Annotated in this window: 10 protein-coding genes and 1 pseudogene; 5 read left to right on the top strand and 6 right to left on the bottom strand. The window is 59.0% G+C overall.

What is annotated here, in order from left to right; all coding sequences use genetic code 11:
• Both AB8B29_RS21790 and AB8B29_RS21785 read left to right on the top strand, forming a co-directional pair.
• On the top strand, positions 1-336 hold the full coding sequence (locus AB8B29_RS21790; protein WP_047638534.1) for a hypothetical protein: 336 nt from the start codon (positions 1-3) through the stop codon (positions 334-336).
• A 12-nt stretch (positions 337-348) separates the two neighbouring features.
• A complete protein-coding gene (locus AB8B29_RS21785) occupies positions 349-1,755 on the top strand; it encodes an NAD-dependent succinate-semialdehyde dehydrogenase (RefSeq protein WP_376774269.1) in 1,407 nt (468 codons plus the stop codon).
• 108 nt (positions 1,756-1,863) lie between these two features.
• Here AB8B29_RS21785 and AB8B29_RS21780 read toward each other — a convergent pair.
• Positions 1,864-2,192 (bottom strand): annotated as a pseudogene (locus AB8B29_RS21780) (LysR substrate-binding domain-containing protein); the annotation flags it as partial.
• Between the two features lie 249 nt (positions 2,193-2,441).
• On the opposite strand from AB8B29_RS21780, the gene AB8B29_RS21775 reads away from it, so the two are divergent.
• Complete coding sequence (locus tag AB8B29_RS21775; RefSeq protein ID WP_037200491.1) at positions 2,442-2,801, top strand: chemotaxis protein CheW; 360 nt, start codon at positions 2,442-2,444, stop codon at positions 2,799-2,801.
• A gap of 156 nt (positions 2,802-2,957) precedes the next feature.
• Here the strand turns inward: AB8B29_RS21775 and AB8B29_RS21770 are convergent, their stop codons facing one another.
• The 3 genes from AB8B29_RS21770 to AB8B29_RS21760 form a co-directional block, all read right to left on the bottom strand.
• Positions 2,958-4,337 carry an LLM class flavin-dependent oxidoreductase gene (locus AB8B29_RS21770; protein ID WP_439006712.1) on the bottom strand — a complete coding sequence of 460 codons (1,380 nt, stop codon included), beginning with the start codon at positions 4,335-4,337 and terminating at the stop codon, positions 2,958-2,960.
• A 45-nt stretch (positions 4,338-4,382) separates the two neighbouring features.
• A complete protein-coding gene (locus AB8B29_RS21765; protein ID WP_052224164.1) occupies positions 4,383-6,200 on the bottom strand; it encodes a sensor domain-containing phosphodiesterase in 1,818 nt (605 codons plus the stop codon).
• 730 nt (positions 6,201-6,930) lie between these two features.
• Positions 6,931-7,698, bottom strand: coding sequence for a helix-turn-helix domain-containing protein (locus AB8B29_RS21760; protein WP_047638533.1), 768 nt, complete (start codon positions 7,696-7,698; stop codon positions 6,931-6,933).
• Positions 7,699-7,867: 169 nt separating this feature from the next.
• Between AB8B29_RS21760 and AB8B29_RS21755 the strand changes: the two genes are divergently transcribed.
• A complete protein-coding gene (locus tag AB8B29_RS21755; protein WP_047638532.1) occupies positions 7,868-10,126 on the top strand; it encodes a marine proteobacterial sortase target protein in 2,259 nt (752 codons plus the stop codon).
• The gene (locus AB8B29_RS21750; RefSeq protein ID WP_081999524.1) at positions 10,123-10,749 is read left to right on the top strand and encodes a class GN sortase; all 627 of its coding nucleotides are present in this window, start codon (positions 10,123-10,125) and stop codon (positions 10,747-10,749) included. Before AB8B29_RS21755 ends, AB8B29_RS21750 begins: the two co-directional genes overlap by 4 nt.
• A gap of 42 nt (positions 10,750-10,791) precedes the next feature.
• On the opposite strand, the gene AB8B29_RS21745 is transcribed toward AB8B29_RS21750, so the two are convergent.
• On the bottom strand, positions 10,792-11,925 hold the full coding sequence (locus AB8B29_RS21745; protein WP_092573566.1) for a flavin-containing monooxygenase: 1,134 nt from the start codon (positions 11,923-11,925) through the stop codon (positions 10,792-10,794).
• A 164-nt stretch (positions 11,926-12,089) separates the two neighbouring features.
• Positions 12,090-12,419, bottom strand: a complete 330-nt coding sequence (locus AB8B29_RS21740) for an amidase family protein (protein WP_376774267.1) — start codon at positions 12,417-12,419, stop codon at positions 12,090-12,092.

Here is a 12,419-nt window from a genome sequence, read left to right as displayed (position 1 = left end):
ATGAACCTCCAGCGTCGGGCTGGCAAGGATCCTGTGATGTTGTTGTGCGTGCGCGACCTGAAGGACATGATGGCCGAGCGCTGCATCGGCGTCGATCATTCGGATCCATCCCTGGGTCGTGCACTTTGCATCCCTGCTGCGAATGTGGGGGGCGGGCGTGGAGACGCGGTTGCCGAGGTGATCGCCAGTGAAGGCATGCCGGCGAAGCTGACGCGTCACGGCATCTGCGACGAATACAGCTTGATGGCGCCGCCACCCCATCTATATGCCCAGTATGAACAGGACGCCAAGGACATCCGGCAACGTGCCGCTCGACATCTTGAGAGAGCTGCGTAAAGTCGGCAAAACTTGGCAAGCACTGCATTTGATGAAGTCCGGCAAGGCTCTGGCAAACAGATTGCCGCCGCCCGGTTCATAATAGGCTCCATGGAACTGGAGCGCCCAGAGGAGGAAGAATGCTCTCTCATCTCAATGACTCATCATTGTTCCGGCAAGCTGCCTTGGTCGGCGGCGAGTGGATCGAAGCCGATCCGCTGGTTCGAGCTGATGATGGAAAACCAGGATGATCTCGGACGCATCCTGACAGCCGAACAAGGCAAGCCGCTCGCAGAGGCCAAGGGCGAGATCGCCTATGGGGCGAGCTTCATCGAATGGTTTGCCGAAGAGGCGCGCCGCGTCTATGGCGATATCATTCCCGGCCACCAGAAGGACAAGCGCATTCTTGTCATGAAGCAGCCGATCGGCGTCGTTGCCGCCATCACCCCCTGGAACTTCCCGAACGCCATGATCACCCGCAAGGCCGGTCCGGCCTTTGCCGCCGGCTGCGCCATGGTGCTGAAGCCGGCCTCGCAGACGCCGTTCTCGGCGATCGCCATCGCCATCCTTGCTGAGCGTGCCGGCCTGCCGAAGGGCCTCTTCAGCGTGCTCACGGGTTCGGCGCGTGCCATCGGCGCGGAGATGACTTCAAGCCCCGTTGTGCGCAAGCTGACCTTCACCGGCTCGACCGAAGTCGGTGCCGAGCTCTACAAGCAGAGCGCGCCGACCATCAAGAAACTCGGGCTGGAGTTGGGCGGCAACGCGCCTTTCATTGTCTTTGACGACGCCGATCTCGATGCCGCCGTCGAAGGCGCGCTGATTGCCAAGTTCCGCAACAATGGCCAGACCTGCGTTTGCGCCAACCGCCTCTATGTTCAGGACGGCGTCTACGACGCCTTTGCCGACAAGCTCTCGAAGGCCGTCGCCACGCTGAAGACCGGCAACGGTTTCGACGAAGGCATCAATCTCGGCCCGCTGATCGACGAGGCGGCTCTCACCAAGGTCGAGGAGCATGTCGCCGATGCGCTCGCCAAGGGCGGCCGCATCGTTGCCGGCGGCCATCGGCACCAGCTCGGCGGACGCTTCTATGAGGCGACCGTACTTGCCGACGTCACGCCGGCCATGGCCGTCGCGAAGGAAGAAACCTTCGGGCCGGTCGCTCCCCTCTTCCGCTTCAAGGACGAGGCCGATGTGATCACCCAGGCCAACGATACCGAGTTCGGTCTCGCCTCCTATTTCTACGCCAAGGACCTTGCCCGTGTCTTCCGGGTCGCCGAGGCACTGGAATACGGCATGGTCGGCGTCAATACCGGGCTGATCTCGACTGCCGAGGCCCCCTTCGGCGGCGTCAAGCTCTCCGGCCTGGGCCGCGAGGGCTCCCGCTACGGCATCGAGGAATTCATCGAAATCAAATATGTCTGCCTCGGCGGCATCGCCTGAATCTAAGGCTGGCTAATCTTCACCCGCAATACGGCTCGAAATAGCTTCCAACCGCCGGGATCGTGGCACTTTTGGATGCTTTTTCACAACGAACCGGGCTCGGTCCTTTTAGGGCAGGCTCGCCATTTTACTCGGGCACTGCTTGAGCCGCTCGACGAGCCAGCGGCCGGCAGGCCCTGGCGGTGCGGATGTCGGATAGACGGCAGACATCGGCAAGTTGAGACTGCCCTGCGGCACGTCCTCGATCGACAGCTCCACCAAACGGCCTTCGCGATATCGCGCTGAACGGTATGCAGCGGCATGCCGCCCCAACCCAGCCCATTGAGAAGAAAAGCGTTCTTGGCGAAAAGGTCGGCGAGGCGCCATGTCGCTGACGACATGACGCCGAACTCGCGACCCGCCGACAGCTCTGATCTATCGGTGAGAACGAGGTGGACGCATCGTCGATCCGAAGGATTTGGCCACTATCCGGGACGATGTGCCGGGTCGTTTCCGAAAAGGCAATCAGTCGTTAAACTTTTATGTAAATTATAAAACACTAATCAATGCGGGCATTCTATTTTGAGCGTGTCTGGCCGATACAAGTTCGGCGGCATCATGATTGTGCCTAGGCGCCCTTAAGCAGGGTTGCCTCAGTCGGCTGCACTTTTGACCGGATAATCTCAAAAGAGGTCCAGGTGTTTTCCATGCCTCTATCAGGCTATTTTCGCGCAGCCACAGCCGTGCGCGTGCACGACACTCTGTATATGTTCGTTGACGGAACCATTGTCGCTCGCGCGGACAATTGGCGACCGCTCGGCAAAACCCACGATAAGCGCCGTGCCTTCGGTCACTCCTCATATCGCGGCGAATTGGTACCGGTCTATGACTTGGCGGTCATGCTGGGCCGGGAGCCCTCGAACAGTTGTCAGATCGTCATCGTGAAAATGAAGGAAGGATATGTTGCGTTTGTGGTTGACGAATATATCGGAAGCATTTCGGCCGTCGACGACACCATCCGTCTTTCGCACCTCGACATTTTCCACCGCGTGCAAGAGGCGGCGTGAGGCCGCCTCGGCAACTACCGACGCGCAGGCGGCCGAGCGGTGGGCTCTGATATCCGCGACTTGAGCGGAGATGAGCTTGGCTAGCGCCAGGCACCATCAATCGGGAGCTCTGTCAAACACGAAGGGTCTGGCTTCGGGCAGATCCAACTTGGCGTGTTACCCTCTGGGGCGGCGATAGGACGCGCCTATATGCCGATCCGGCAACCGGTCGCCTTCGCTAAAGAGTTTTCGCCGAAGCGCGCCTTCCGCATAGGCTGTCTTGTAGATACCGCGATCCTGCAGGGCCGGCACGACGATATCGATGAAATCCTCGAAGCTTTCCGGCACTACGGTGCGGGTAAGATTGAAGCCATCGATTTCGCCCTCGTCGATCCATGCCGAGAGCTCGTCGGCGACCGTTGCGGCATCGCCGACAACAACCGGATAGCGACCACCGATGGCGAGCTCTTGCAGCAGCTGCCGCTTCGTCCAGCCGCGCTGCTGCGCGATTTGCGTAGCCGACTGGCTGGCGTTGGACGCTCCGTAGGCGATGGTCTCATCAAGATCGTAGCGCGAGAAATCGATGCCCGTGCTCGCCGAAAAATGTGCAAGACCCGCCTCCGGATTGGCGTAGCGCACATACTCGGCATGTTTTTCCTGCGCCGCGGCGGCAGAATGGTCGGTTATGACGGTCATGCCGAGAAATATCTTCACGTCGTCAGGCTTTCGTCCGGCAGCTGCGACCGCTTCGCGCAATGTGCGGGTGGTTGCGCGCGCCGCATTCTTGTCGGTCGCGGTGATGAAGATGCATTCGGCATGACGGGCGGCAAACTGCCGACCGCGACCGGAGGTACCGGCCTGATAGAGAATCGGGGTGCGCTGCACCGACGGCTCGGCGAGGTGATAGCCTTGTGAGCGATAGAATTGCCCTTGATGGTCTATCGGATGGACCTTTGTCGGGTCGGCATAGACACGCTTCTGCTTATCCGCCAGAACCGCATCGTCCTCCCAGCTACCCTCCCAGAGCTTGTAGAGGACGGTGAGATAGTCATCGGCGCGATCATAGCGGCTGTCATGCTCGACTTGGGCGTCCAGGCCCAGTCCTCGCGCTGCACTATCGAGATAGCCGGTAACGATATTCCAGCCTATGCGCCCATTCGTCAGGTGATCGAGCGTCGACATGCGTCTGGCAAAGATATAGGGCGCATCGGCGCTGGCATTGACGGTAACGCCGAAACCGAGATGTTGCGTCACCGCCGCCATCGCGGAAACGAGCAACAATGGATCGTTGACCGGCAGCTGGATGGACTCGCGCAATGTCAGATCGACCGAGCTCTGGTAGACGTCATATACGCCGAGTATGTCGGCGAGGAATATGCCGTCGAAGAGGCCGCGCTCCAAGGTCGTGGCGAGCGAGGTCCAGTAATTCAATGTCTTATAGTGATCGGAGTGATCCCGTGGGTGAGCCCATAATCCGTGATTGATGTGACCAACGCAGTTCATGTTGAAGGCGTTGAGCAGGATCTGTTTCTTCTTGGTCACCATATTGTCCGTCATTCCGATCTGGATCGCCGCATGGCGCGGGTCTCTTCTCGGCAATCGCTAGCGTCTTGAGGAGCGGCTCGCTTTATGTCTTGTTGGCTGGTGCCAATTGCCCGAGTTTGCCGGTAAGGAGAGCGTTGCATAAGTTTTGGCATCAACGGCTTTCGAATAAAGATATCCTTGCGCCAGCTTGCATCCCATCTCTTTCAACAGCGCAGCGTCCACAGATGTCTCGACACCTTCTGCGATCACATCGATATCCATACGTCGTGCGATGCCGACCATTCCTTCGACGATTGCAGCAGCACCGTTGTCACTCTGCATTAGCTTGGTGAATGATCGGTCGATCTTGATGATGTCAACCTTGACCTTCAACAGGTGTGAAAGCGCCGCATATCCCGTCCCGAAGTCGTCGAGAGCAATCTTGAAGCCTATCGCCCTCAGATCGATGATGGCGTTGCGAATAGATTCCGCCCTTTGTTCGAGATAGACGGTCTCCGTCACTTCGACGATTACTTTTTGCGGCTCAAGCCCGGCCCGATCAGCGAAACGCAATAGTCGTTCCTTGAGAACGCCTGCCTGAAAATCGGCCGCGGTTACGTTGATGGCAATGTGGCCGATGTCAATGCCTCCCCTGCGCCAGCCGACGAGATCGGACACCATCTGATCAAGCATGCGACTCGTGATTTCCGAGGCGATATGAGCATCATGCATCGCCTCAAAGAATTCGGCGGCTGATGCGTGGCTTCCGTCAGGCCGTCTGATGCGACAGAGCGCCTCTGCGCCGACAAACGTCCCGGTCTCCAGGTCCACGACAGGCTGATAAAACGGTACGATTCTGTTCTCTGCGAGAGCGAGCGTAACATCACGGATCGCGTCAAAGCGGGCGGTGATTGCCGTTGCAACCGTATCGTCGAAGATCTGAAACAGTCCCTTCGCGACGTCCTTGGCATGATAAAGTGCAATGTCCGCTTGATGTCGCGTAACATCCATTCTCATGCCTGCCTGGCACAAGGCTCCGCCGGCGGTCGCGAGCGGCAGCACGGTGTGCCCGCCGCAGCATGCCGGCGCCTTGAGAACCTGGAGGCATGCTTCAGCTACCTGCCTGAGGTCGTTGGCGTTACGGGCCCGGCATATAATTGCGAACTCATCGCCTCCGACGCGGAACAGACGGTGGGCAACGCCTCGCAATCTTACTGCCACTTCCTTGATCAAATCGTCGCCGGCGCGATGGCCAAAGGTGTCGTTCGTAAATTTCAGATTATCGAGATCAAGCAGTATGAGGCCCAGCCCGTCTCGGGTGGTCTGGCTCGCATGGCGATCGAAGGCCGCTCTGTTCGGCAGGCCGGTCAAAACATCGTGGTAGGCAAGCCGATGCCGCTCCATCGCTCGAGTATGACGCTCTATGGCAATGGCACAGAGATGAACCGAGGCTTCAACGAGCTTCTCTTCCATCTTGGATGGGCCGCGTGCCTCCTCATAATAAAAGGCAAAGGTGCCAACAACGGCTCCATCACTCTTCTTTATCGGGCTCGACCAGCACGCTCTATAGCCGAGCGGTTCGATCAAATCCCTGAACGCCTCCCACTTTTCATCCAGGAAAACGTCATGGACCGCCACTGGTCGCCCAAGATATGCGGCTGTTCCACAGGAGCCTACATTTGGGCCGATTTCGACACCGTCGAGGGCGCGCGTATAGGCCGCCGGAAGCTTCGGACCGGCGAGCGGACGAACCACACCGTCCTCCACGAGCAAGACCGAACAAGCGATACCAGGAACCTGCTCTTCGATCAGGCGGCACAGACGGTCAAGCGTGGTATCCAGTCGCCGACCGGAAGCAATCATCTCAAGTATTTGGTTCTGCAGCTTGACGAGCATCGGGGGCGTTCCTCCACACAATCCAATACAGCCAAAGCCTTAAGCCGCTGTAGATCGAGAGGTTAGTATTCTACCTATCCGTTCGTTTCTCAGCGTTCGTGCGACAAGGTACAGGAGAGATCTAGACGCCCAAATGTTCGGCAATGCAAGCAGCAGCAACGGATCCGGCACTGCCGGGCAGGACCCTCGACGATCGATAGAGTCCAATGCTCGATGCGCGGATACATCCCGCTGTTTTATCTCCGTTGACATTTGCTAAGCTAAGCTTACTATTAGCGTGCTGAATTTGATTAACCTCCAGTCCAGCAGAAGGCGGCCCAGTTATTTCCCTAAACTGGACCGCTTTTGCTTTTTATTGGATGCCTCCCTGCCCTACCCGGCAACGCTGCACCCGTGCGCGAGAACTGATCTCGGCGGCGACCGTCTTTGAAGCGTCAATGGTGCTTGAAAGCCGACTCGGAGAGCAGGGGGAAGTGAGCTGGATCTTTGGCTCCATCGGCTCAACGCCGAGATCGTGGCGGTCTCTGCCGACCATAGCCCTAGCCAAGCTGACCAGCGAGCCCTTGCCGTTCAAGGGCAATGATTTTTCCGAAACAGACATTCGAGCGGCAACAGAAAACAACCGCTGGCATCCTGCCATCGGAACACATCACGACTGCGGCGCGTGCGACGCCCATCGAACGCTTGCCGGCTCCGCGGTTCTCTATTTTGATGCGCGAAATACGGCGATTCAGGCTAGCGCAACAAATCCCGCATACTTCTCTGCGATAGCCTTGCTTAGAATGGAAGAATAGACCGCGTGATTTTGGTCGCTGGTCGAAACGCGACCATAGGACGGTTTCTCAAAGGTCGATATCGGCAACAGGGCCAGTGGCGTTGAGACAGGAGTGAGGTGGGAGCCCTGCCCGGCGCGCAACGTCGTCAGGAGACCGAACATCTCGCCGGTGATGCTGGGGCGGGACAATATCGCCATACGATACTGCCCGGACGAATTCGTGACGAGATAGATATGCCCCGATAGATGCGGAACCGATACCGAGCCCTGCTGTGAAAATGAGGCGTCGCTGCGCTCGCGCTCCCTGAAACTCAGGCGCGTGCTTTCGCTATCCCAGGCGATCTCGGTGCAATAGGCAAAAATCGCATTCTGATCCCCGAAGGATGGCCGAAGCGTGAGATAGACCCCCTCGAGCCATGAAACCGAAGCACGCGAATAGGCACCAAGCTCTTCCGGGGCATGCCCGGACTTCTCGTTGCCCGATGCCGGCTGCGCTCCTGCCGGCTCGCGCAAAACAACGCCCATCGCTTGCTCCAGGCGAATGATGGTCGCAAGCGTGAAAGGGCGATGTCCGGAAAGAGCCTTCTCCAATGTCGAAAGACTGATGCGTGCATCGTTGGCCAGGCGCTGCCTGGAAATGCGCCGTCGGGCAATTTCTTCGCGAACCCGCGCCGCCACGGCACTATTTTGACTGTCCGACAAATACGGGTCGCCCTGGACCATTCGTTCATTTCCTGATTGCGTAATTTTCTTCACAATTCCACACATACCCGCCACCGACAATACCGTTTACGGCAAGATGCGGACGAAACAGGGCAAAGCTTACGCTGGCAAGAAAATAGCCTTTATTCACAATGGCTTCTGTCATTCCACAGCGAATAAGGAGCCTGTCATGTCAGCCTCGCTAAGCATTTCATCTCGCCGACACCGGGAGACTGTCCTCACAAGATTCGGCCAGCTATTATGGTTCAGCCATGCGATCCTGCTGCCGGTGCTTGCGGTCATCTTCGCGCTGCTGCACCCCTTAGAGTCACATGCTCAGCCGGCAGCATTCGTCACGCCGAACGAGGTGGGTGCAGGCAGCCTGCTCCTTCAGGCGACGCAAGCCGGGCAGTATGTCGAGGCGCCGCGGCTTGCGACCGATGTCGACATCGACGTCAATGGTCCGACGGCGCGGGCGGTTCTGACGCAGGCTTTCGAAAACCCGAGCGACAAGTGGGTCGAAGCCCTCTATGTCTTCCCGCTTCCGGAAGATAGTGCCGTTTATTCCCTCAAGATGATCGTCGGCAATCGGGTTGTTGTCGCCGACATCAAGGAAAAGCAGGCGGCGCGCGCCGTCTACGAGCAAGCCCGCAGGCAGGGCAAGAAGGCGGCTCTCGTGGAGCAGCAGCGACCGAACGTGTTCACCAACACGGTCGCAAACATAGGTCCCCATGAAAAGGTCGTCGTCCAGATCGAATATCAACAGGCGGTGCGCCTGACGGATGGCCGCTTTTCCCTGCGGGTTCCGCTGGTCGTTGCGCCGCGTTACTCCCCGCAGGATGCCTCTGCCATCACACAGCATGCTGACCTGAAAGCCGGCTGGGGACGGACGGAGAACAGCCCATCGCGCAACTCCGCCGATACGCCCGTCTCTGCGCCGTTGATGGCACCGGGCAGCAACCGCACCAATTCTGTCACGCTGAAGATCAATCTCAATGCCGGTTTTCCGGTTGACGATGTCAAAAGCCTCTACCACACGGTCAAGATCGATAGGCTGAACGATACTGCGCGGCGGATCGTTCTTGACGGTGACGCGACGGCCGACCGCGACTTCGTGCTCGAATGGAACGCCATCGCGAGTAATGTGCCGAGCGTCGGCCTGTTTCGCGAGCATGTCGGCAAGGATGATTACGTGCTCGCCTACGTGACGCCGCCGGCAGTGACGACACCGCAAAAGGCCGGCCGAGAAGTGGTCTTCGTCATCGACAATTCCGGCTCCATGGGCGGTACCTCCATCGAGCAGGCAAGGGCGAGCCTCGACTACGCTCTGTCCCGGCTCGAAACGAATGATCGTTTCAACGTCATTCGTTTCGACAATACGATGACCAAGTTCTTCCCGGATTCGGTCATGGCGACGGCTGACAATGTCGCCGCGGCACGCCGCTTCGTTACCGGCCTGGAGGCTGCCGGCGGAACGGAAATGTTGCCGCCGCTCCATGCCGCGCTCGATGACAGCCATCAGGCGGGCGGATTGCGTCAGGTCGTTTTCCTCACCGATGGCGAGGTCAACAATGAGCAGCAGCTTCTCGATGCGATCGCTGCATCGCGCGGACGCTCGCGCATTTTCATGGTCGGCATCGGCTCCGCGCCCAACACCTATCTGATGAGCCGTGCCGCTGAACTTGGTCGCGGCAGCTTCACCCACATCGGATCAGTGGCCGAGGTGAACGAACGCATGCGCGCACTCTTTGACAAGCTGGAGAACCCTGCCGTCACCGATATAGCGGCGGTCTTTCCGGAAAAGAATGTCAGCCTGTCGCCGAGCCTCCTTCCCGATATCTATCACGGTGAACCGCTTGTCTTGGCTGCCCGTGTGGGGAAGGCAGAGGGCACTTTGACCGTCAGCGGGATGGTTGGCGATCGTCCGTGGACACTTTCGCTGCCGCTTGACCAGGCAAGCAGTGCCAAGGGCATTTCCAAGATCTGGGCGCGTCGCCAGATCGATGATGCGGAGGTCAATCAGACCCTTGGCAAGATCACGCAGGCAGACGCCGACAAGCGCATCCTTCAACTGGCCCTGGAGCATCACCTGGTCACGCGCCTGACCAGCCTTGTTGCGGTCGATACCAAGCGTCTGCGCCCGACAAACGCACCGCTGGCTGAGGCCAACATTCCATTGCAGCTTCCCGCCGGCTGGGATTACAAGACGCTTCTCGGCATCGGGACTACCCGCGATGCGAACGTGGACACCAAGCGCCATCAGGCCGCCGACAAGCCACGCAGCCTCGACGGCGATGCGGACATCGAGGCGATCTCGGCACCGGCTTCGGCGAATGTTCCGCTGCCACAGACCGCAACGCCCGCGACGCTTCTCATTCTTCAAGGGTTGTTTACTCTGTTGCTCGGCGCTTCGCTTCTGGCCTGCGCGTCACGAAGGAGCAAAGCATGAACACCGGTACTCGCCAAGCCTTGGGGAGCGCGCCAGCGCGCTCCCTTTCCGCCTTCGCAGCATGCATCCTCATCGCGACAGGTCTGTTCCTCGCGGCCCAGGGAGGATGGATATATGCCAAGGCGGGTATTGCGCAGATCCTGCTGGAGCGCGCCTTTGCGCAAACCCTCACGTCAGGTTCGCCGGTCAAACCCTGGAGCTGGGCCGACACCTGGCCCGTGGCTCGCATCAAGGTTCCACGGCTTGGAGCTTCCGCGATAGCGCTCAAGGGTGCAAGCGGCCAGGCGCTGGCCTTCGGTCCCGGCCATCTCGACAATACGCCGGAGGCGGGCGAGGAGGGCACGGCGGTCTACGCCGCACATCGTGACACGCATTTCGCCTTCCTGAAAAACATAAAGGAGAACGATCGCATCCGCATCACGCGCAGTGACGGTCAGGTTTTCACGTTCCGCGTCACCCGCATGGCCGTCGCGCGTTGGGATGAAGCTGAGATCGACCCGAACGCGCGCGGCGTTCATCTCGTTCTCACGACGTGCTTTCCCTTCGATGCCATGACATCGGGTCCGCTGCGCTATCTGGTTTATGCCGATCTTGACCATACTGCCGCGCCGTCTGTCGACTAGAGAAAGGCCGTGCACGGGTCGAGGCGACGCCGTATGTCGCAATCAAATGCTCGCGGACTTTGTCTCGACGATCGAGTTCGCGATTAACCGCGCCTCGATACCTATCTGGCGTAGGAGGCCCGTTGTGGCGGCATTGAAGCCACAGAAATACAAGCCATCCTTTGCCGGGTGTAGCTCGCTCCTTGCCGGCTTGCCCCCATCTGGAAGTCGTTCAGCCAGGTCGGGCAATAGCGTGTCGAGAGACGGCGTGTAGCCCGTCGCCTGCACAATCGCATCGAATTCCGCGGATTGGCCGTTCGTGAAGAGCACGCTCGAACCGTCCGATATTTCGATGCTGGGGAACACCTTTATCCGGCCATCTCTCATCTTTGCAATCGTACCGATGTCGATCAAGGGCGTTCGGCCTCGCTCTATCATCGTGGTCAGAGGTCCCTGCTTGGAGCGCGTGAGCCCCATTCCCTCGATATCGCGGTAGCGCAAATGCAGAAGAGGCGCATTGACTGCATCGACCAATCTGTACGGCAGGTGTTGTTGAGCAATGGCGATTGTCGCGGTCGACACGCCGAACATTTCCCTCGGAACGATATTGACCGGACCGCGAACCGACATGGCGACCTCAAGACCCGCTTCGGCGCATTCGAGCGCGATCTCTCCCGCCGAGTTTCCAAAGCCGACCACCAGTATTCGACCTGCGTTGAGGTCAAACGCATTCCGGTATTCACAAGAGTGGATGATATTCCCCTTGAACGTGTCCTGGCCAGTCCAGTGTGGTCGGACTGGCGAGTTTGACAGTCCGGTAGCGATTATGACGGTTCTCGCTTCGAGTACATCGCCGTCCGCGGTCTCGACGATCCAATTCGCTTTCTTGCGAACGCATGTGACCATCTTTCCAGCAATTACGTGAAGGTCATTCGCACGCGCGTAGTCCTCGAGGTAGTCGATGATCTGCAGTCGTGACGGATACTTTGGAAAACCCGTCGGCATCGGCCTTCCCGGAAGTGCCGAGTGCCTTTTTTCCGTATGTAGATGGAGCCGATCGTAGTGCCTTCGCCACGAAGCTGCGAGCTTGTCAGCGGCTTCAAGGACGACCGAAGGACAGCTCTTTGCGCGAAGTGCCGAGGCACATGCCAGCCCCGCCGGGCCTGCACCGATGATGATTGTCTCCTCGATAGCCATGCACAGTTCCTCCGTATGAGTCCTTGCACTCATCGTCGGAGGCTACATCATCGTCTGAGTACCAGACAGGGGTTCCCATGACCGCCGCGCAATGTGCTCTCCCGGTGCGGATCGCCGGCAAGGTCCACGGCATCAGCTATCGCGGCTGGACACGACGCCAATGATCATGGCGGTGACAGAGAGGATTCCATTGCTGCGCCCAAAGACAAGACTTGTTCGTCCGCAAAGCGTCGGCCGACGATTTGAAGCCCGACCGGCAAGCCGTTGGACGCGCGTCCGGCAGGCAGCGATAGAGCGGGAGGCTGGGGCAGCAGGTTGAATAGACAGGTCATATCAAGGCCCGCGAAGCTGCCGTCCGGCAATGTCGCGACATAGTCGTCGTCGCATTCGTTCAATGGTGGAGCGGTGATCGAGCAGGTCGGACACAGCAGCGCGTCGTAGCTTTCGAAAAGCTTTGCCATATCCCGCCACATCGAGGTGCGGAGCAGCTCCAC

The sequence above is a fragment of the Rhizobium sp. 11_C7_N12_5 genome (assembly GCF_051811145.1).
Classification (GTDB): domain Bacteria; phylum Pseudomonadota; class Alphaproteobacteria; order Rhizobiales; family Rhizobiaceae; genus Rhizobium; species Rhizobium lusitanum.
Note: the sequence above shows the minus strand (reverse complement) of the source record. Positions and strands in the feature narration are given on the sequence as shown.